This is a genomic window from Streptomyces sp. NPDC000880, assembly GCF_053599675.1.
In genome coordinates this window covers 1-20254 of the sequence record NZ_JBSFMS010000130.1, presented here as the reverse complement: position 1 = coordinate 20254, position 20254 = coordinate 1, and the positions used below count along the sequence as shown (strand labels likewise).

General features: G+C 70.5%; 16 protein-coding genes, 1 tRNA gene and 1 pseudogene. 13 read left to right on the top strand and 5 right to left on the bottom strand.

The window, feature by feature from the left end:
* Positions 1 to 110: 110 nt before the first annotated feature.
* A complete protein-coding gene (locus ACWDO5_RS29770) occupies positions 111 to 2849 on the bottom strand; it encodes an SCO7613 C-terminal domain-containing membrane protein (protein WP_450533500.1) in 2739 nt (912 codons plus the stop codon).
* On the opposite strand from ACWDO5_RS29770, the pseudogene ACWDO5_RS29765 reads away from it, so the two are divergent.
* Together ACWDO5_RS29765 and ACWDO5_RS29760 are read left to right on the top strand one after the other, a co-directional pair.
* A pseudogene (locus tag ACWDO5_RS29765) lies at positions 2848 to 3252 on the top strand (hypothetical protein). The gene ACWDO5_RS29770 and the pseudogene ACWDO5_RS29765 overlap by 2 nt on opposite strands.
* A 39-nt stretch (positions 3253 to 3291) precedes the next feature.
* Positions 3292 to 3363 (top strand) — tRNA-Val (locus ACWDO5_RS29760).
* A 62-nt stretch (positions 3364 to 3425) separates the two neighbouring features.
* On the opposite strand, the gene ACWDO5_RS29755 is transcribed toward ACWDO5_RS29760, so the two are convergent.
* The gene (locus ACWDO5_RS29755; RefSeq protein ID WP_450533499.1) at positions 3426 to 4151 is read right to left on the bottom strand and encodes an exonuclease domain-containing protein; all 726 of its coding nucleotides are present in this window, start codon (positions 4149 to 4151) and stop codon (positions 3426 to 3428) included.
* A gap of 172 nt (positions 4152 to 4323) precedes the next feature.
* Between ACWDO5_RS29755 and ACWDO5_RS29750 the strand changes: the two genes are divergently transcribed.
* The 3 genes from ACWDO5_RS29750 to thrS all read left to right on the top strand — a co-directional run bounded on the left by ACWDO5_RS29750 (position 4324) and on the right by thrS (position 8549).
* A complete protein-coding gene (locus ACWDO5_RS29750; protein ID WP_307664608.1) occupies positions 4324 to 4890 on the top strand; it encodes a DUF4365 domain-containing protein in 567 nt (188 codons plus the stop codon).
* The gene (locus ACWDO5_RS29745; protein ID WP_450533498.1) at positions 4890 to 6110 is read left to right on the top strand and encodes a hypothetical protein; all 1221 of its coding nucleotides are present in this window, start codon (positions 4890 to 4892) and stop codon (positions 6108 to 6110) included. The genes ACWDO5_RS29750 and ACWDO5_RS29745 overlap by 1 nt, the downstream gene beginning before the upstream one ends.
* Positions 6111 to 6572: 462 nt before the next feature.
* On the top strand, positions 6573 to 8549 hold the full coding sequence (gene thrS, locus ACWDO5_RS29740; protein WP_450533497.1) for a threonine--tRNA ligase: 1977 nt from the start codon (positions 6573 to 6575) through the stop codon (positions 8547 to 8549).
* A 98-nt stretch (positions 8550 to 8647) separates the two neighbouring features.
* Here the strand turns inward: thrS and ACWDO5_RS29735 are convergent, their stop codons facing one another.
* Positions 8648 to 9307, bottom strand: a complete 660-nt coding sequence (locus tag ACWDO5_RS29735) for a potassium channel family protein (protein WP_450533496.1) — start codon at positions 9305 to 9307, stop codon at positions 8648 to 8650.
* A gap of 67 nt (positions 9308 to 9374) precedes the next feature.
* Here ACWDO5_RS29735 and ACWDO5_RS29730 point away from each other — a divergent pair, with 67 nt between their 5' ends.
* Positions 9375 to 9932 carry an HIT family protein gene (locus ACWDO5_RS29730; RefSeq protein WP_450533495.1) on the top strand — a complete coding sequence of 186 codons (558 nt, stop codon included), beginning with the start codon at positions 9375 to 9377 and terminating at the stop codon, positions 9930 to 9932.
* 22 nt (positions 9933 to 9954) lie between these two features.
* On the opposite strand, the gene ACWDO5_RS29725 is transcribed toward ACWDO5_RS29730, so the two are convergent.
* On the bottom strand, positions 9955 to 11610 hold the full coding sequence (locus tag ACWDO5_RS29725; protein ID WP_450533501.1) for a hypothetical protein: 1656 nt from the start codon (positions 11608 to 11610) through the stop codon (positions 9955 to 9957).
* 166 nt (positions 11611 to 11776) lie between these two features.
* Positions 11777 to 13984, bottom strand: coding sequence for an elongation factor G-like protein EF-G2 (locus ACWDO5_RS29720; RefSeq protein ID WP_450533494.1), 2208 nt, complete (start codon positions 13982 to 13984; stop codon positions 11777 to 11779).
* 264 nt (positions 13985 to 14248) lie between these two features.
* Here ACWDO5_RS29720 and pgsA point away from each other — a divergent pair, with 264 nt between their 5' ends.
* The 7 genes from pgsA (at position 14249) to ACWDO5_RS29685 (ending at position 20223) form a co-directional block, all read left to right on the top strand.
* Positions 14249 to 14914, top strand: a complete 666-nt coding sequence (pgsA, locus tag ACWDO5_RS29715) for a phosphatidylinositol phosphate synthase (RefSeq protein WP_450533493.1) — start codon at positions 14249 to 14251, stop codon at positions 14912 to 14914.
* Positions 14914 to 15810 (top strand): phosphatidylinositol mannoside acyltransferase, encoded by an 897-nt coding sequence (locus tag ACWDO5_RS29710; protein ID WP_450533492.1) that lies wholly within the window; start codon positions 14914 to 14916, stop codon positions 15808 to 15810. The genes pgsA and ACWDO5_RS29710 overlap by 1 nt, the downstream gene beginning before the upstream one ends.
* Positions 15807 to 16970, top strand: a complete 1164-nt coding sequence (locus tag ACWDO5_RS29705) for a glycosyltransferase family 4 protein (RefSeq protein WP_450533491.1) — start codon at positions 15807 to 15809, stop codon at positions 16968 to 16970. The genes ACWDO5_RS29710 and ACWDO5_RS29705 overlap by 4 nt, the downstream gene beginning before the upstream one ends.
* Positions 16971 to 17186: 216 nt before the next feature.
* Positions 17187 to 17732 (top strand): hypothetical protein, encoded by a 546-nt coding sequence (locus ACWDO5_RS29700; protein WP_450533490.1) that lies wholly within the window; start codon positions 17187 to 17189, stop codon positions 17730 to 17732.
* Positions 17733 to 17893: 161 nt separating this feature from the next.
* A complete protein-coding gene (pdxS, locus tag ACWDO5_RS29695; protein WP_450533489.1) occupies positions 17894 to 18808 on the top strand; it encodes a pyridoxal 5'-phosphate synthase lyase subunit PdxS in 915 nt (304 codons plus the stop codon).
* Complete coding sequence (pdxT, locus tag ACWDO5_RS29690; protein ID WP_450533488.1) at positions 18808 to 19407, top strand: pyridoxal 5'-phosphate synthase glutaminase subunit PdxT; 600 nt, start codon at positions 18808 to 18810, stop codon at positions 19405 to 19407. The genes pdxS and pdxT overlap by 1 nt, the downstream gene beginning before the upstream one ends.
* Before the next feature lie 63 nt (positions 19408 to 19470).
* The gene (locus ACWDO5_RS29685) at positions 19471 to 20223 is read left to right on the top strand and encodes a YebC/PmpR family DNA-binding transcriptional regulator (RefSeq protein WP_450533487.1); all 753 of its coding nucleotides are present in this window, start codon (positions 19471 to 19473) and stop codon (positions 20221 to 20223) included.
* Positions 20224 to 20254: the final 31 nt, after the last annotated feature.

The window sequence follows — 20254 nt, the reverse complement described above, 5'->3', positions numbered from 1 at the left end:
AGAGCGCTTCGTTCACACCGAAGAGGTCACTGGTTCGAACCCAGTATCGCCCACCCGGACCGAAGGCCCGGAGACTTGACGTCTCCGGGCCTTCGGCGTTTTCGCGACCCTCAGCGCATGCGGCCGAGGGTGTCGCGCAGCTTGCGGGCGTCGCGCAGCCGTTGCTCGTAGGTCGCGCCGACGGCGAGCAGCAGCAGTCCGGCGAGCGCCGGCGGCAGCCAGCGGGGGAGCGCGCCGACGACCTGGACGACGTACGGCGCGAGTTCGTGCAGCGCGTCGAGGGCGAGCACCGCGCCGCCGAGCATCAGCAGCGCCTGGAGGCGCAGCCGGGCGCCGGTGAGCGTGACGGCCAGGGCCCCGACGCCGAGCAGCAGCGGGCGCAGCCAGTGCTCGTCGTCCCAGGCCGCGAAGAGGCTCGGCAGCAGCGTTGCGGCGAGACCGGGGGCGTACGCCGTCCAGGACGACGCCTCCGGGTCGCGGCGGCGGCGCAGCACACCGACGGCGAGCGCGGAGACGGTCACCGGGAGGGTGTACGCCTCGGGGCTCGCGACGTCCGAGGCGTACAGCCGTACCCAGGTGGCCAGCACGAAGAGCGCCGCCGCGAGATACCCGGCCGCGGGGCGGCGCTCGGCCCGCACCGCCGTGCCCGCGGCGATCACACCGCAGAGCGCCAGCACCAGGGCGAGCGTCGGGCGGTCCCCGGCGGCGAGGCCGACCGCGAGCAGGCCCGCGGCGGAACCGGTGAGCTCCATCGGGAGGGCGACGGGGTGTCGGCTGAGCCGGGCGGCGAGGAGAGCCACGGCGGCGGGGATGGCGAGGAGCACCAACGCGGTCTGGTGGGGCGGGAGTTCGGCGGCCCCGGCGAAGGCGCCGACGAGGGCGGTCGCGAAGCCGGTGGCGGCGCAGGCGAGGACGGCCTGCACTGCGCGCCCGGCCCGTGTCGCGACCGCGGTGGCGGTGAGGGCGGCGGTCAGGGTGGCAAGCACCGCGAACGTCGCCGGGCGCGTGGCCAGTGACAGCAGCGCGACGCTGACGCCGCCTCCAAGGGCGCAGCCGAGGCCGACGACGGGGCCTGCCGGGGTGTGCCGGGCGACCCGCGCGGGCCGCATGGTGAGGGCCGGCGCGGCGACGGTCAGGAGCACGTGGAGCGCCACGGTCGCCGCGTACCCGAGATCCAGCGCGGGCGGCACCACGAGCAGGGCGGCCCATACGAGCCCGAGGGCCACGGGAACGGCGAGGCTGCGCAGCCCGGGGCCGGCGGCCGCCGGGCCGCTGGGAGTCGGCCACCAGGCGGGCTGGGCGGCTGCGCCGACCGGCTCGGTGGGCGTGGGCGAGGGCCCAGTGGTGTGGCCGGGGTGGCTCTGCGGGGTGGGCGCGTCCGCAGGGCGCGTGGCGTCGCTTGCCGGGCCGGTGGGCGTGGGTGAGGGCCCGGTGGTGTGGCCGGGGTGGCTCTGCGGGGTGGGTCCGGCGGCCGGGACGGGGGTTCCGGCAGGCGGGGTGGGCTGTTCTGCCGCGGCGGGCCGGTGCGCGGCCGTGCCGGGTGCGACGGCGGGCGTGGCAGCCCCCGCGGCCGCTCCCAGAGCCCCGGCGGATGACCAGCGGGAGACCGTCGCCACGGTCATTGCCACGATCAGCAGCACCAGAGGTGTCGCCGTCAGGCCCGATTCCGGGAGATCGGGGCCCAGTGCTCCGCGGGCGTCCGTCGGCGTGCCCGACCAGATGGTGTCCAGGACCGTGAGCGGGCACGCCAGGGTGAGGGCGACCAGGGGCAGTGCCGAGAGCGCCGCCGCGGCGTGGACCGCGGCCGACGCGTACGTCAGGCCCGGGCGCAGACGCCGCGGTACTCCCATCCGTACAAGGCCCAACAGAGCCACCGCGCACAGCAGATACCCCAGGACCGACCACCCCTCCGGCACCCCGGCCCGAGCCACGCCGCCGACCGCCGCGATCGCCGCGAGACCCGCCACAACGGACGCGGCGGTAGCAGCCGCAGGCGACCGCAGCGCCGCGAACAGCGCCACGCCCGCCGCCGCGAGCAGCAGTACGGCCGGGGCGGCCGCGGCCATCGGCATGGCCGCCGTCACCGACTGCCAGCCGCCGATCAGCAGCGCCCAGCCGCCCGTCGCCGCGGCACCGGTGGTGGCGATGCCCCGGACACCCGCCCGCTTCGCCCACAGCGCGACCAGGACATTGAGCGCGGCGGTCGCCAGCAGGGCCCATTCCATCGGCGGCGCGCCCGCGGAATCGGTCAGCGCCCAGAGCGGAAGCGGGAGTTGCGCGGTGAGCACGGCCACCGGCAGGGGAGTGCGCAGCCGGTCCAGCGAGAGTCCGTACGCGGACCAGAGCGCGGCGAGCGCGGCCGAGGCGAAGGCCGCGTAACTCAGCCCGCCGGTGTCCGGCAGCGCCACCCGGTGCAGGGCGTACGCGTCGAGCACCATCAGGACCAGGCCGAGACCGGCCACCGCCTCCGCCGTTGAGGCGAGCCCCCGGCGCAGCAGCAGGGCCGGCGCGGCGAGTGCGGCGAGCGTCACCACGCCGAGCACCGCGGAGCGGCCGCCGATACCCAAGTGCCCCCAGCTGACCAGCGTGAACGCGATCGCCGCGATGGTGAGCAGAATCCCGCCGAGGGTGAGCAGCAGATTCTGCACGCTCGGCGGGGACGTCTCGGGCGGCGGTGGCGCGCCGAAGGGCCGCGCCACCGGCGCCGGTGGGACGGCGGGCTGCGACTGCTGTATCGCGGTGAGCAACCAGGCTCTGCGGGTCAGCAACTGGGCTCGGCGAGCGTCCAGTTGGACCAGCTCGCGGTCGAGGATCGCCAGTTCCTCGGCGGGTGGCGGAACGTTCTCCATGGTCGGAGTGTGGCCCGCGCCACACCGCACGGCATGCGTGCGGATACTCAGATCGCGGGTGAGTACGCTCCCGCAGGCACAGACTTGGAGCATGGACTGGTGTCGCTACCGCTTCCGCTCCTTCCTTCCGTGCGAACTGCCCGTCACCGTCCGCGCCCAGCGGCGCGACCCGGCGGCCGGGGTGCTCGAAGTGGGGATGGCAGGGGACCTGGAGGGCTGGGCACGGTGGACGCTGACGGTGCGCGGCAGCGGCACCCGGGCGCTGTACGAACAGGAGGTGTAGGTGTGCAAGCCGCTGATGAGGCGGCTGGCGCTGCCCTGCCGGCCGGTCTTCCGCGCCAATCACGCGGCGATGATGCGCGGCGGTCGGCGCGGTCTGGCCGCGTACCTCGGGGGAGTTTGAAGGAAACCTGCGGGGGCCTGTATGGTTCAGTGCGTTCCCGGGCGATTAGCTCAGTGGGAGAGCGCTTCGTTCACACCGAAGAGGTCACTGGTTCGAACCCAGTATCGCCCACCGGGAAAGGCCGGTCCGTCAATGACGGGCCGGCCTTTCTGTATGGCCGCGGCGTCCACGCGTCAGGCGGCCGCGGGCAGTTCGGGCCGCAGCGGCCACGCGGGGTCCACCGCCTCCGGGGTGCCGCTACGGGCGAACCACGCCTGCAGGCCGCGCGCCTGAGCCGCGTGCCACACCGCCTGCAGGGTGTGCAGCTCCGCGGGCGAAAGGCGCTCCATCCGGGAGGCGAAACGGCGTCCCACCGCCCGGGTGACCTCCAGTGCCGCCGTCGCGTCCGCGGCGGCGTCATGCGCTCCGTCCAGTACGACCTCGTACTGCGCGCACAGATCGCTGAGCGTGCGGCGGCCCTTGCGGTACCGGTCCAGATGCTTGTCCAGGACCCTGGGGTCCAGCACGCACAGCGGGACGTTCTCCAGATAGCGGCCGAGCGACGCGGCACGGTGACGGCGCAGTTCGCGGTCGAGGATGGTCAGGTCGAAGGGCGCGTTCATCACGACGAGCGGGCGGGCGGCACCGCACTGCTCGGCCAGCGCCCTCGCTATCTCCTCCATCACCGGCGCGGGCCAGCGGCCGTTGCGCTGCAGATGTTCGTCGGTCAGCCCGTGCACCTCGGTGGCGCCCGGCGGCACGGGCACCCCCGGATTGATCAGCCAGCGGGTGACGCGCGGCCGGCCGCCCGTCATGTCCTGGACGACGACGGCGGCCGAGACGATCCGGTCCTCCTCGACGTCGACTCCTGTGGTTTCTGTGTCAAATGCGGCCAGGGGGCCGTCATACCAGCGCGTCATCCGCGAACTCCTCGCACATGCCTGGCAGATGGTTTCGTCCCCCTGCCCGAATCGGTGATACCCGGCCTGTTTGCGCCGTACGCAGGGCGGTGACAACAGAGATGGGGTGCCGGGAAGTTGACGCCCCGTCGTGGGGACACTGATCGGTACAGCCCGGAAGGCACGAGGAGCCATGGCGCTCGCGCAGCCCGAATCGGGAGGGCTGCTGCCGCAGCGGACAGCACCGCTGCGCGGCGCGCTCGCCACCACCGCCTGCATGGAGACACTGCAGGTGGGCTATCTGCACGCGGTCGCCGCCGCGGCCGGCTGTTCGTTGTCGCAGCCGTTTCCGGACAACGGCATCGACTGGCATGTCAGTCACAGCTCGGCCGGTCACGCCGTCGACGACGAGGTGACCATCAAGGTGCAGCTCAAGTGCACGTACCAGATCCCTCCGCACCCCCCGGGTCCGGCCTTCTCCTTCACGCTCGACAACGACCACCTGGTGAAGCTGGCCCGTACCCCGGTCTCCGTGCACAAGATCCTGGTCGTGATGCTCGTCCCCCGGACACAGGACGAGTGGCTGCGGGCCAGTCACGACCGGCTCGATCTGCGGCACTGCTGCTACTGGACCAACCTGGCCGGCCACCCGGTGACGGGCAGGCGCAGGACCACTGTGCGGATCCCGACCTCGCGGATCTTCGACGACCGGGCGCTCTGCGAGATCATGACCCGGGTCGGGGTGGGAGGGAGACCCTGATGCACCGGCCTTTCGGCGAGTCAGTACGACCACATCCGACCGGTGATGTGCCAAGGGCCTGGTACGGAGGCGGCGAGCTGGACCCCGCCCAGGTCGACCCCGTCGTCCTGGGCGCGCTGCTCGCCCGGCACGGGTGGCGGCGGCGCGGGGGAGCGGCGGGGCGCTATGCGCGCTGGACGCCGCCGGGGCATGCGGCGGGCGGGACGAGTCTGCTCGTCCCTGAGAGCCGGTCCTTTCCCGACTGCGAGGATCTGCTGAGCGAGGCGCTGACCGCGCTCGCGCGCAGCGCCGCGCCGTCGGCCCGCGAGGTGCTGGTCGGGCTGTCCGTGCCGAGCGACGAGATCCGGTGGTGGCGCGATGTGCCGCAGGGGCCGTCCGGCGCGGTTTCGTGGACCGTTCAGGAACAACTGCGGGCGGCCGCCCGGCAGATGCTGATGGCCGGCGCGCTCGCGGCGCGCAGCCGCGCGGGCTACTACGGCGCGCGGCACCGGCGGCAGGCCCAGGCCTCGCTGGAAGGAGTCCTGGTGGGGCCCGCTCCGGGCGGGCGCAGCCTGACCGCGTTCGTGCCGGTGCAGAGCGGCCGCGCGGTCGTGGTCCGGCTCTACCACGCGCTGCAGGCGACCCGGGAGGCCGCCGACTACCAGCGGGCGACCGGTGGGATGGAGGCCTTCGACGCGGCCGTCGAGGCGGGCGTGAGCCGGGAGCTGACGGAGGCGGTCATCGCGCTGGTGCGCGGGGCGGAGGGGGCGCGGATCGCGCTGGAGTGGTCGCCCGCGGCGGGGGTGCCGGAGGGGTGCGCGACGCGGAACGAACCGGTGGAGTTCTCGCCCGGTGACCTGCCCGCGCTGCGCGAGGCGGGCGCGCGCTATCTCACGGACGAGCCCTCGGTGCCGGTCCGGATCACGGGCACGGTGGTCCGGATGCGCCGCTCGGGACCGCGCGGCGCGGGGACGGTCCGGCTGCGGGTGCTGAAGGGGGCGGAGGTGCCGCACGTACGCGTGGCGCTGGACGAGGACTCGTACCGCACGGCGGGCCACGCACACCTGGTCGGACTGCCGATCCGGGTGGTGGGCCGGCTGGAGAGCCGCGGCGGCTTCCGCCGGCTGACGGACGCGTCGAACGTGGTGCCGGTGCAGGTGGATGAGGCGGAGCGGGACAGGCTGATGAAGTCGCTGCAGGAGAATTTGGACTTCTTTGAGGAGGCGTGCCAGGGGGAGTGACGGGGCGCGCGGTGGGGTTGCCCTTCCCGAACTGGGGCTCCGCCCCGGACCCCGCGCCTCAATCGCCGGCGGGGCTGGATTCGTGGCTTCGCCCCGGACCCCGCGCCTCAATCGCCGGCGAGGCTGGATTCGTGGCTCCGCCCCGGACCCCGCGCCTCAAACGCCGGCGGCGCTTGAATTTCCCGCCGGTCGGCCTGAATCTTCAGACCGATGGGCGGAAATCAAGCCCGTTGGGGGTCCTCCCCCCCGGACGAACTCTGGGGGAGGTTGAGGACACTCCCCCTACGCCCGGAGGGCGTGGGGGACCCCCAGAAGGGCTTACCGGGGTCTGGGGGCCTGCCCCCAGTTCGGGAAGGGGCGGGGTGGGGGAACAAACCGTTTCGCGACGTACCCCAGCCGCTCGGTACGATTCGTAGCGCGCGCAGTACGAATGCGGCGTACCCCTTCAGTCAGGAGAGACCGGTGTCAGACGTCCGTGTGACCATCCAACGCGATTCCGAGCGGGAAGAGCGCGTGGTGACCACGGGCACTACGGCAGCCGAGCTCTTCGCCGGCGAGCGCACCGTCATCGCCGCTCGCGTCGCCGGTGAGCTGAAGGACCTCGCGTACGAGATCAAGGACGGCGAAGAGGTCGAGCCCGTCGAGATCTCTTCGGAGGACGGGCTGAACATCCTGCGCCACTCCACCGCGCACGTCATGGCGCAGGCCGTGCAGGAGCTCTTCCCCGAGGCCAAGCTCGGCATCGGCCCGCCGGTCAAGGACGGCTTCTACTACGACTTCGATGTCGAGAAGCCCTTCCACCCCGATGACCTCAAGGCCATCGAGAAGAAGATGCAGGAGATCCAGAAGCGCGGCCAGCGCTTCTCCCGCCGTGTGGTGAGCGACGACGCCGCTCGCGAGGAGCTCGCCGACGAGCCGTACAAGCTGGAGCTGATCGGGCTCAAGGGCTCCGCGTCCTCCGACGACGGCGCGGACGTCGAGGTCGGCGCGGGCGAGCTGACCATCTACGACAACCTCGACGCCAAGACCGGCGACCTGTGCTGGAAGGATCTCTGCCGCGGTCCGCACCTGCCCACCACCCGCAACATCCCGGCGTTCAAGCTGATGCGCAACGCCGCCGCGTACTGGCGCGGCAGCGAGAAGAACCCCATGCTGCAGCGCATCTACGGCACCGCCTGGCCCTCCAAGGAAGAGCTCAAGGCGCACCTCGAATTCCTCGCCGAGGCCGAGAAGCGTGACCATCGCAAGCTCGGCAACGAGCTGGATCTCTTCTCCATCCCGGAGCAGATCGGCTCCGGCCTCGCCGTCTTCCACCCCAAGGGCGGCGTCGTCCGCCGCGTCATGGAGGACTACTCCCGCAAGCGGCACGAGGAAGAGGGGTACGAGTTCGTCTATACCCCGCACGCCACCAAGGGGAAGCTCTTCGAGACCTCCGGCCACCTGGACTGGTACTCGGAGGGCATGTACCCGCCCATGCAGCTCGACGAGGGCACGGACTACTACCTCAAGCCGATGAACTGCCCGATGCACAACCTGATCTTCGACGCGCGCGGCCGGTCCTACCGTGAACTGCCGCTGCGTCTCTTCGAGTTCGGGACCGTGTACCGGTACGAGAAGTCGGGCGTCGTGCACGGCCTGACCCGGGCCCGCGGCTTCACTCAGGACGACGCGCACATCTACTGCACCAAGGAGCAGATGGCGGACGAGCTCGACTCGACGCTCACCTTCGTGCTGAACCTGCTGCGCGACTACGGCCTCACCGACTTCTATCTGGAGCTGTCCACCAAGGACCCGGAGAAGTTCGTCGGTTCGGACGAGATCTGGGAGGAGGCCACCGAGACCCTGCGCAAGGTGGCCGAGAAGCAGGGCCTGCCGCTGGTCCCGGACCCGGGCGGCGCGGCGTTCTACGGGCCGAAGATCTCAGTCCAGGCGAAGGATGCGATCGGCCGCACCTGGCAGATGTCCACCGTCCAGCTGGACTTCAACCTGCCGGAGCGCTTCAACCTGGAGTACACCGGTCCGGACGGCACCAAGCAGCGCCCGGTCATGATCCACCGCGCGCTGTTCGGCTCGATCGAGCGGTTCTTCGCGGTACTGCTCGAGCACTACGCGGGGGCGTTCCCGGCCTGGCTCGCGCCGGTGCAGGCGGTCGGCATTCCGGTCGGAGACGCCCACGTTCCGTATCTGCAGGAGTTCGCCGCCGAGGCGAAGAAGAAGGGCCTGCGGGTCGAGGTCGACGCCTCCTCGGACCGGATGCAGAAGAAGATCAGGAACCAGCAGAAGATGAAGGTCCCGTTCATGATCATCGTCGGCGACGACGACATGAACGCGGGCACGGTGTCGTTCCGCTACCGCGATGGTTCGCAGGAGAACGGGATTCCCCGCGACGACGCGCTGGCGAAGCTCGTTGACGTGGTGGAGCGCCGGGTCCAGGTGTGACCTGCTCCTTGCCGACGCGGGGATGATCCGATTCGCGAGGAGCAAAGGGCACGAGGTGCCGTGGGCCCCGCGCACGCGGGGATCGGTCCCCGGGGACATCAGTTTCCCGGGGACCCCTTTTCGTCCTCCCGCGCGAAGATCTGTAGCAGCCAGGACGAGAACGACCCCGTCACCGCGCCCAGCAGCGCCAGCCCGCATGCCATCAGCAGCACCGCAATCAGTCGGCCGAGGGTGGTCACCGGTGCCACATCTCCGTAACCCACCGTAGTCAGCGTCGAGCAGGACCACCACAGTGAGTCACCGAAGGTACGGATGGTGGCGTCCGGGGCAGAGTGCTCCTGCTGGTAGACGGCCAGCGCGCCCGAGAAGCCGAGCAGTGCCGCCGACATGCTCGCATAGGTGATCACGCGCGCGTGCAGGCTCAGTCGCGGCACGCCGCGCCGCCGCCGCACCGCCGTGTAGATCCTCACCATGCGCAGCGGCCGCAGCTGCGGCAGCACGAGCACGACGGTGTCCAGCCAGTGGGTGCGTACGAAGCGAGGTCCCTCGCGGCTCAGCTTCAGCCGCACCGCGTAGTCGAGCGCGAACACCAGCCAGGTGAGCAGCGTCAGGGCGAGCGCGAGGTCCCGCCACAGCTGGGCGTGCGCCAGCACGAGTACCGCGTATCCGCCAAGGAAGAGGAGCGAGGCCATGAAGAGGGGCACCTCGATGCGCTGCTCCCATCGCTGCTCCCGGTCCGCGGCATCCTCGACGTCCATCGGCCCAGCATCGCCGCCCCACGTCCGGGCTCAACCCCGACGACACGCCGCGTACGGGCGAAGTCATATGCTGCACAACATGACGCTTGAGCCGGAGCAGCAGATCGGAGTGGGGACGCAGGATGCGTTCCAGCGCCTGTGGACGCCCCACCGCATGGCTTACATCCAGGGGGAGAACAAGCCGACCGGTCCGGGGGCCGCCGACGGCTGCCCCTTCTGCGCCATCCCCGCCAAGTCGGACGAGGACGGGCTCGTCATCGCCCGCGGCTCGCGCGTCTACGCGGTGCTCAACCTCTACCCGTACAACGGCGGGCATCTTATGGTGGTGCCCTTCCGGCATGTCGCCGACTACACCGAACTGGACGACGCGGAGACAGTCGAGCTCGCGACGTTCACCAAGCGCGCGATGACCGCGCTGCGGAAGGCCGCCGGGGCGCACGGCTTCAACATCGGCATGAACCAGGGCGCGGTCGCCGGGGCCGGCATCGCCGCTCATCTGCACCAGCACGTCGTGCCGAGGTGGGGCGGGGACACCAACTTCATGCCGGTCGTCGGACACACCAAGGTGCTGCCCCAGCTCCTGGCCGACACACGCAAGATGCTGGCGGAGGCCTGGCCCGCCTGAGGCGACGGGCCAGGCGTCGAGCTCACGCGTCGTAGACGTCTGCCTGGCGCGGCGTCGGGTCCTGTACGAAGCCGCTGACGACCATGGAGCGGTTCCCGAAGCGCTCGGTGTCCACGCCGTTCTCCTCGAGCACTTTCATCGCCGCGGCGTGCGTCACGCGCAGCACCGGCGTGGCCGCGCGCATCGCGTCGTCCGCCATGAACCGGTGTCGCCAGGGCTTCTCCGCCCAGGCGTGACGCAGTCCGAAGGGCTCGGGCAGGACCAGCTTGCCGCCGAGGAAGTCCAGCAGTGGCGGGTACCAGGTGAAGGGTGCGCGCACCGCGAGGCGTACCACCTCGGGTGTCTCCACCAGCGGCAGCTGCCGATCGGTGGTCTCCCAGAAGCGGATCGTCTTGTTCACCGTGACGGTCTTGGGCGCGGGCTTGGTGGTGAACAGGGAATGCACCGGGCCGAGGGCGTGTCCGGTCACCTCGACGCGCAGCGTCTCGTGGAGCACGGTGACGGTGATCATCATGGTGATCACCAACTGGCCGTCCCAGAGCGTGAACTGGACGCCCAGATAGTGGCGGTTGCCGCCGCCGAACTGCTGGTGGTTGCAGATCCGCTGTATCTCGTGGCCCTTGACCTGGAAGGCTTCCACGTCCTGGCCGTCCGGCCGGGACACCTCCTTGGCGTTCTCGCCGACCGGAGCCACGACCCAGTGCTTGACGGACGGGGTGGGGAAGCCACCGGAGTTCAGCGGACCGCGCTCCAGCATCTTCAGCTTGTCGTGGACCGCCCGTATCACGTCCCAGCTGCGGAACTGATTGATGTCCTTGCCCGGGTCCTTGGAGACCAGTTCCTCGGCCATCTGCCAGCTGCCCCAGCGGGTGCCCATGCCAAGTATCCCCTTGGGGCCCGCGTAGAAGACCGAGTTGGACTGCTGCTCGGCGGTGAGCTTCTCAAGTCCCTGGCGCAGCTGCTCGCGCGCGGTCTCGTTGGGGTGCCCCGGCACCGCCTCGGGCACCTTGGCGCCGATGCCGCCGCCCGAGAGCAGGGAATCCCAGCTGGCGCGCATGTCCCTCGCCGTGGACTCGCAGATCCGCTTGGCCAGCAGCCAGCCGACGACCGGGGCGACGACCATGCCGCGTATGTAGTACGCCCAGAATCCGCCCAGCGGCAGCCTGATCAGGAAGATCACGGCAAGGCCGCCGACGCCGACGAGCAGCAGTGTGCCGAGCGCCCCGGCTCCCTTATTCTGCGTACCCGCTATTGTCCGGCGCAGCTGGAAGACGGCCAGCCAGAGCAGCAGGCCGGGCAGGAACAGCAGTCCGAACACCGCCATCACGGCGGTGAGCCTGGTGTCCCGCTCCTTGCGGATACGAGTGGCGGCCAGGCAGTGCTCGACCACCGCCTGCGGCTCGGTGCCGAAGGACTGGATCAGCGCCTTGCGCGCTCCGCCGAGCATCCGCACCTGCACGGCCCGTGAGAAGGCCTCGCCCAGATTTGGCTCGAAGAGCGAGAACTTGCCCTTCTTCACATCGGACTTGTGCCACTCGCTGTTGGCCTTGAGGATCTCATCGACGGGGCTGTCGCGGTACGCGGCGGAGGCGAGCGCATGCGTCGCCGCCGTCTGCCCGGCCGAGCCCAGGAGCGGGACCTGAGCCCCCGGAGTGAAATCGAAACCGTTGTTCGCCACTACCGCCCCCATCGCCGCAAGCATCCGCACTGCGGCCTGTTCCCAACTACCGCGCCCCGCACACCTTCTGAGCTGGGCACCACAGCGTATCGGGGGCGAGCCGCCTGCGTCAGTGGACGCCGAAATGCCGCCCGTCGTAGGGCGATCGGGCGGGCGGCACTCTCAACTACGACCCGTTTTCATCCTGTTTGCGGATCTTTTCGGCCAGTTGTGGCGGCATCGCCTCATGACGCGCGTACGAGCGGCTGAAATGCCCCGTCCCGTGCGAGATCGACCGCAGATCGACCGCGTACCGCCCGATCTCGATCTCCGGCACCTCGGCCCGTACGAGCGTGCGGGCCCCTCCTGCCTGCTCGGTGCCGACCACCCGGCCGCGCCGCCCCGACAGATCGCTCATCACCGGACCCACATACTCGTCCGACACCAGCACTTGCACCTCGGCCACCGGCTCCAGCAGATGGATACGCGCGTCCGCGGCCGCCTCGCGCAGCGCCAGCGCGCCCGCGGTCTGGAAGGCCGCGTCGGAGGAGTCCACCGAGTGCGCCTTGCCGTCCAGCAGCGTGATCCGTACGTCGACGAGGGGGTACCCGGCCGCGACGCCGCGCGCCGCCTGGGCGCGTACGCCCTTCTCCACCGACGGGATGAACTGCCGCGGCACCGCACCGCCCACGACCTTGTCGACGAACTCGATGCCGGACCCCGCGGGCAGCGGATCCACCTCGATCTCGCAGATCGCGTACTGGCCGTGGCCGCCGGACTGCTTCACATGCCGGCCGCGGCCCGCCGACGCCTCGCCGAAGGTCTCCCGCAGCGAGACCTTGTACGGTACGACGTCGACCTGGACGCCGTACCGGCTGCGCAGCCGCTCCAGCGCGACGTCGGCGTGCGCCTCGCCAAGGCACCACAGCACCACCTGGTGCGTTGCCTGGTTCTGCTCGAGCCGCATCGTCGGATCCTCGGCGACCAGCCGCGAAAGCCCCTGGGAGAGCTTGTCCTCGTCCGCCTTGCTGTGCGCCTGGATCGCGAGCGGCAGCAGCGGGTCGGGCATCGTCCACGGTTCCATCAGCAGCGGGTCGTCCTTCGCGGAGAGCGTGTCCCCGGTCTCGGCGCGGGCCAGCTTCGCGACACAGGCGAGGTCTCCGGCGATGACCTGGCCCAGCGGCCGCTGCTGCTTGCCGAAGGGCGCGGAGAGCGCGCCGATCCGTTCGTCGACGTCATGGTCCTCGTGACCGCGGTCGGCGAGGCCGTGCCCCGACACATGCACCGTCTCGTCGGGTCGCAGCGTGCCGGAGAAGACCCGGACGAGAGAGATCCGGCCGACATACGGGTCGGACGCCGTCTTGACCACCTCGGCCACCAGCGGCCCGTCCGGGTCGCAGGTGATCTGCGGGCCCGCCGCGCCCTGCGGGGTGGTGACGGCAGGTGCCGCCGGCTCCAGCGGGGTCGGGAAGCCGCCGGTGATCAGCTCAAGGAGTTCGACCGTACCGAGCCCCTGCCTGGCGCCCTCGGGCGCGGGGGCGGCCGCCAGCACCGGATGGAAAATGCCGCGCGCGACGGCTTTCTCCAGGTCCTCGATCAGCGTCTTGTGGTCGATCTCCGCGCCGCTGAGATAGCGCTCCATGAGCGTCTCGTCCTCGCTCTCGGAGATGATCCCCTCGATCAGCCGGTTGCGGGCCTCCCCGATCAGCGCCGTCTGTTCGGGATCGGGCGGGATCTCCTTCCGTTCGCCGGAGGAGTAGTCGAAGATCTTCTGCGAGAGCAGTCCGACCAGACCGGTGACCGGTGCATGACCGTCAGGATTCTGCGCCCCGTACTGCGGCAGATACAGCGGCAGAACGGCATCGGGGTCCTCCCCGCCGAAAATGCCTCCGCAGACCCGGGTCAGTTCCTCGAAATCGGTGCGCGCGGTCTCCAGATGCGTGACGACGATCGCGCGCGGCATTCCGACCGCTGCGCACTCCTCCCACACCATGCGGGTCGAACCCGCGACCGCATCGGCCTCCTGCGCCGCCGACACAACGAAAAGGGCCGCGTCCGCGGCTCGCAGACCGGCCCTCAGCTCCCCGACGAAGTCGGCATATCCGGGAGTGTCCAGCAGATTGATTTTGTACCCGCCCCATTCGAGGGGGACGAGTGAGAGCTGTACGGATCGTTGCTGCCGGTGCTCGATCTCGTCGTAGTCGGAGACCGTACCGCCGTCCTCGACCCGGCCCGCCCGGTTGACCGCTCCCGCGGTCAGCGCGAGGGCCTCGATCAACGTCGTCTTTCCCGATCCGCTGTGGCCGACCAGCACCACATTCCGTACGGATGAGGGCTGGTCGGCCGTAGCTGCCCTGCCGGCGGCTCCGGGGTGTGCGTTCGCCTTGTCGCCCATGATCTTGCCTCCCGATCGATTGCCCGGTGAGGAGAGGGGCCGCGGGCGCGGGGAGCCATGAGGGAGGTCCCGGACAGCGTCCGGGGGCAGCTCCGGCGATGCCCGCGGTCGTCTTTCGAGCTTTCCACTCCCGTCACGGTGCGTCCATACGTCGTACGCGGCGGCGGGAGAAGGGTGCGCGGCGCTGGAGGGCCTCTCGCCTGGCTACGATGGGCCAGCCGGTGGCCGATGGGGCCATGCGGCCCACCGACCCTCGGGAAGGCCATGCTGAACAAGTACGCGCGTGCATTCTTCACGCGTGTCCTCACACCGTTCGCCGCTTTTCTGCTCCGACGGGGGGTGAGCCCCGACGCGGTCACCCTCTTGGGCACGGCCGGAGTGGTGGCGGGTGCGCTGGTCTTCTTCCCCCGGGGAGAGTTCTTCTGGGGCACCATCGTCATCACGTTGTTCGTCTTCTCGGACCTCGTCGACGGCAATATGGCGCGGCAGGCGGGGATTTCGAGCCGCTGGGGCGCATTCCTGGATTCGACCCTCGACCGGGTCGCCGACGGCGCGATCTTCGCCGGTTTCGCACTCTGGTACGCGGGCACCGGAAATGACAACGCGCTGTGCGCCGTCGCCATTTTCTGTCTCGCGAGCGGCCAGGTCGTGTCGTACACCAAGGCGCGTGGCGAAGCGATTGGCCTGCCGGTCGCGGTGAACGGTCTCATCGAACGGGCCGAGCGACTGGTGATCTCCCTGGTCGCCGCCGGACTCGCGGGACTGCATGAGTTCGGGGTGCCCGGGGTCGACGTACTGCTGCCGATCGCGCTGTGGATCGTGGCCGTCGGCAGCCTGGTGACACTTGGACAGCGGGTCGTGACGGTACGACGGGAGTCCGCGGAGGCCGATGCCGCGGCGGGGCAGGGGAACGAGGCTGAGGCGACGTGATGCGGGACCGGCTGACCGACGGGCTGTACGGACTCGGCTGGAGCACGGTCAAGAAGCTGCCGGAGCCGGTGGCCGCCGCGCTCGGCCGGTCCATCGCGGACATCGCGTGGAGGCGGCGTGGCAAGAGCGTGCTGCGGCTGGAGTCCAACCTCGCCCGGGTGGTGCCCGACGCGGGCCCGGAGCGCCTCGCCGAGCTGTCGAAGGCCGGTATGCGCTCGTACATGCGGTACTGGATGGAGTCCTTCCGGCTGCCCGCGTGGAGTGCCGAGCGCGTCGAGAAGAGCGTGCAGATCAAGGACGTCCACAATCTGAAGGACGGGCTCGCGTCGGGGCGCGGCGTGATTGTCGCGCTGCCGCACCTGGCGAACTGGGACCTCGCGGGCGTGTGGGCCACCCGGACCCTGGGCGTCCCATTCACCACCGTCGCCGAACGCCTCAAGCCCGAAACGCTCTACGACCGGTTCGTGGCCTACCGCGAGAGCCTCGGCATGGAGGTGCTGCCCCACAGCGGCGGCGCGGCCTTCGGCACGCTGGCCCGGCGGCTGCGCTCCGGCGGCCTGGTCTGCCTGGTCGCCGACCGTGATCTGTCGGACTCGGGCATCGAGGTGAAGTACTTCGGCGATACGGCCCGGATGCCGGCCGGACCGGCGCTGCTCGCCCAGCAGACCGGCGCGGTGCTGTTGCCGGCGACGCTCTGGTACGACGAAGCTCCGCTCATGCGCGGGCGGATCCACGCACCTGTCGAGGTGCCCGAGACAGGTACCCGGGCCGAAAAGACGTCCTCCATGACACAGGCGCTGGCCGATGCCTACGCCACGGGAATCAGCGAGCACCCGGAGGACTGGCACATGCTGCAGCGGCTGTGGCTCGCCGATCTTGAGGAGCGGCCGCTGTGAAGATCGGCATCGTCTGCCCGTACTCCTGGGATGTACCGGGCGGCGTCCAATTCCACATCAGGGACCTTGCGGAGCATCTGATCCGGCTCGGCCACGAGGTGACGGTCCTTGCGCCGGCGGACGACGAGACACCGCTGCCGCCGTACGTCGTCTCGGCGGGCCGGGCGGTTCCGGTCCCGTACAACGGCTCGGTCGCCCGGCTCAACTTCGGCTTCCTGTCGGCCGCGCGGGTGCGGCGCTGGCTGCATGACGGCACGTTCGACGTGATCCACATCCATGAGCCGACCTCGCCGTCGCTGGGGCTGCTGGCCTGCTGGGCGGCGCAGGGGCCGATCGTCGCGACGTTCCACACGTCGAATCCGCGCTCGCGCGCGATGATCGCCGCGTATCCGATCCTGCAGCCCGCGCTGGAGAAGATCAGCGCCCGGATCGCGGTCAGCGAATACGCCCGCCGGACGCTCGTCGAGCACCTGGGCGGCGACGCGGTCGTCATCCCGAACGGCGTCGACGTCGGCTTCTTCGACAAGGCCGAGCCGAAGGCGAAGTGGCAGGGCAACACGATCGGCTTCATAGGGCGCATCGACGAGCCCCGCAAGGGGCTGCCGGTGCTGATGGCCGCCTTCCCGAAGATCCTCGCGGCCTGCCCGGACGTGCGGCTGCTGGTCGCTGGGCGCGGCGACGAGGAGGAGGCGGTCGCCTCGCTGCCGAAGGAGATGCGCTCGCGGGTGGAGTTCCTCGGCATGGTCAGCGACGAGGACAAGGCTCGGCTGCTGCGCAGCGTCGATGTGTACGTTGCGCCCAACACCGGGGGTGAGAGCTTCGGCATCATCCTGGTCGAGGCGATGTCGGCGGGCGCGCCGGTGCTCGCCTCCGACCTGGACGCGTTCGCGCAGGTCCTGGATCAAGGCGCGGCGGGCGAGATGTTCGCGAACGAGGACGGGGACGCGCTGGCGGCGGCGGCGGTACGGCTGCTGGGGGATCCGGAGAGGCGGGCGGAACTGCGGGCGCGGGGGAGCGCGCATGTGCGGCGCTTCGACTGGTCGACGGTGGGGGCGGACATCCTGGCGGTGTACGAAACGGTGACGCACGGCGCGGCGGCGGTGGCGGCGGACGACCGGACGCCGGGTTTCAGGGCACGTTTCGGGCTCGCGCGGGACTGAGCCAGGCTCCTCCGGGCGGGGTGCTCGCGGGTGCCGCGGGCCGTGGGGTGCGGGCCCGCACCAGGGCGTTCCGCTTGATCGCCCGCCCAGGGCGGTCCGCCTTGATCGTCGGCCCGGGCGCGATGCCCGCGCGTGCCCCGGCGCCATGCCTTGATCGTCCGCCGGGGCGCGATGCCCGCGCAGGCCGCCGCTCCGCCCCCGGTAGCCTTGCCGCCCGTGACCGAAACCCTCATCTGGATCGTCGTCTCCCTCGTCGTGATCGGGCTGTATCTGAGCTGGACCGCCGGCCGGCTCGACCGGTTGCACTCCCGTATCGACGCCGCCCGCGCCGCGCTCGACGCCCAACTCCTGCGCCGCGCCTCGGTCACCCAGGAGCTCGCCACCTCCGGCGTGCTCGATCCGGCCGCGTCGATCGTGCTGTACGAGGCCGCGCACGCCGCCCGCCAGGCGGAGGAGGAGCAGCGCGAGGTCGCCGAGAGCGAGCTCAGCGCGGCGCTGCGAGCCGTCTTCGGGGAGTCGGCACAGCTCGAGGCCGTACGCGAGGTGCCGGGCGGCGAGGAAGCCGCGGGCGAGCTCGCGCAGGCGGTGCGCCGGGTCCCCATGGCGCGCCGGTTCCACAATGACTCGGTGCGCGCGGCCCGCGCCCTGCGCCGCCACCGCAAGGTCCGCTGGTTCCGGCTGGCGGGGCACGCGCCCTTCCCGCTGGCCTTCGAGATGGACGACGAACCGCCGATCGCCCTCGCCGACCGCCCCGGCACCTGACCTTCGGAACCTTCGGCACTTTCGGCACCCTTGGGCTCCCGACCCTCGGTACCTGAGCGTTCAAAACGATCCACCGGCTGTTCATTGGCCCTTGCAGTGGACTGGTCCCCGGCTGTTCCATCGGTAAGCATCACAACATCGTCATCTAGTGAGGTCCATCCGTGTCCAGCACGCTCCCCACCACCCCAAAAACCCCCGAGACCGGTACTGCACGCGTCAAGCGCGGCATGGCCGAGCAGCTCAAGGGCGGTGTGATCATGGATGTGGTCAACGCCGAGCAGGCGAAGATTGCCGAGGACGCGGGCGCCGTGGCCGTCATGGCTCTGGAGCGGGTCCCCGCCGACATCCGCAAGGACGGCGGCGTGGCCCGGATGTCCGACCCCAACATGATCGAAGAGATCATCGACGCCGTCTCCATCCCGGTCATGGCCAAGTCCCGCATCGGCCACTTCGTCGAGGCCCAGGTCCTCCAGTCGCTGGGCGTCGACTACATCGACGAGTCCGAGGTGCTGACCCCGGCCGACGAGGTCAACCACAGCGACAAGTGGGCTTTCACGACTCCCTTCGTGTGCGGTGCCACCAATCTGGGTGAGGCGCTGCGCCGTATCGCCGAGGGCGCGGCCATGATCCGCTCCAAGGGCGAGGCCGGCACCGGCAACGTCGTCGAGGCCGTCCGTCACCTGCGCCAGATCAAGAACGAGATCGCCAAGCTGCGCGGCTTCGACAACAACGAGCTGTACGCCGCCGCCAAGGAGCTCCGCGCCCCGTACGAGATCGTCAAGGAGGTCTCCGAGCTCGGCAAGCTGCCGGTCGTGCTGTTCTCCGCCGGTGGTGTGGCCACCCCGGCCGACGCGGCGCTGATGCGCCAGCTCGGCGCCGAGGGTGTCTTCGTCGGCTCCGGCATCTTCAAGTCGGGCGACCCGGCCAAGCGCGCCGCGGCCATCGTGAAGGCCACCACCTTCTACGACGACCCCAAGATCATCGCGGACGCTTCCCGCAACCTCGGCGAGGCCATGGTCGGCATCAACTGCGACACCCTCCCCGAGACCGAGCGCTACGCGAACCGGGGCTGGTAATGACCACTCCCGGCACCCCTGTCATCGGGGTTCTCGCCCTGCAGGGCGATGTACGGGAGCACCTGATCGTCCTGGCCGCGGCTGACGCCGTGGCCAGGCCGGTCCGGCGCCCCGAGGAGCTCGCCGAGGTCGACGGCCTCGTCATCCCCGGCGGCGAGTCCACCACCATGTCCAAGCTCGCGGTGCTGTTCGGCATGATGGCGCCGTTGCGCGAGCGGATCGCGGCGGGCCTGCCCGTCTACGGAACCTGCGCCGGCCTGATCATGCTCGCCGACAAGATCCTCGACCCGCGCTCGGGCCAGGAGACGTTCGGCGGCATCGACATGATCGTCCGCCGCAATGCCTTCGGCCGGCAGAACGAGTCCTTCGAGGCGGCCGTCGAGGTCGCCGGCGTGACCGATGGACCGGTCGACGGCGTCTTCATCCGCGCCCCCTGGGTGGAGTCGGTGGGTGCCGAGGCCGAGGTGCTCGCCGAGCACGACGGCCACATCGTCGCCGTACGGCAGGGCAATGCCCTGGCGACCTCTTTCCACCCGGAACTCACCGGTGACCACCGGGTGCATGGTCTCTTCGTGGACATGGTGCGCGCGGTGCGGTGACGTGATCCCGGTAGGATCTCTGCCGAACGCAGCAGCAGTGGGTTACGCGAAGGAGACAGGCAGATGTCCGGCCACTCTAAATGGGCTACGACGAAGCACAAGAAGGCCGTGATCGATGCCAAGCGCGGCAAGCTCTTCGCGAAGCTGATCAAGAACATCGAGGTCGCGGCCCGTACCGGCGGCGCTGACCCCGAGGGCAACCCGACGCTCGTCGACGCCATCCAGAAGGCGAAGAAGAGCTCCGTCCCCAACAAGAACATCGACTCCGCGGTCAAGCGCGGCGCCGGTCTTGAGGCGGGCGGCGTCGAGTACCAGACGATCATGTACGAGGGTTACGGCCCGAACGGCGTCGCGGTGCTCATCGAGTGCCTCACCGACAACCGCAACCGCGCCGCCTCCGACGTACGTGTCGCGATGACCCGCAACGGCGGCTCGATGGCCGACCCGGGCTCCGTCTCGTACCTCTTCAACCGCAAGGGCGTCGTGATCGTCCCCAAGGGCGAGCTGGCCGAGGACGACGTCCTTGGCGCGGTCCTTGACGCGGGTGCCGAAGAGGTCAACGACCTGGGTGAGTCGTACGAGGTCGTCAGCGAGGCCACCGACATGGTCGCGGTACGCACCGCGCTCCAGGATGCGGGCATCGACTACGACTCGGCCGAGGCCAACTTCCTTCCGACCATGCAGGTCGAGCTCGACGAAGAGGGCGCACGCAAGATCTTCAAGCTGATCGACGCCCTGGAGGACAGCGACGACGTGCAGAACGTCTTCGCCAACTTCGACGTCTCGGACGAGGTCATGGAGAAGGTCGACGCCTGACAGGCAGTCAAGCGGAGGGCCGACGGGACAC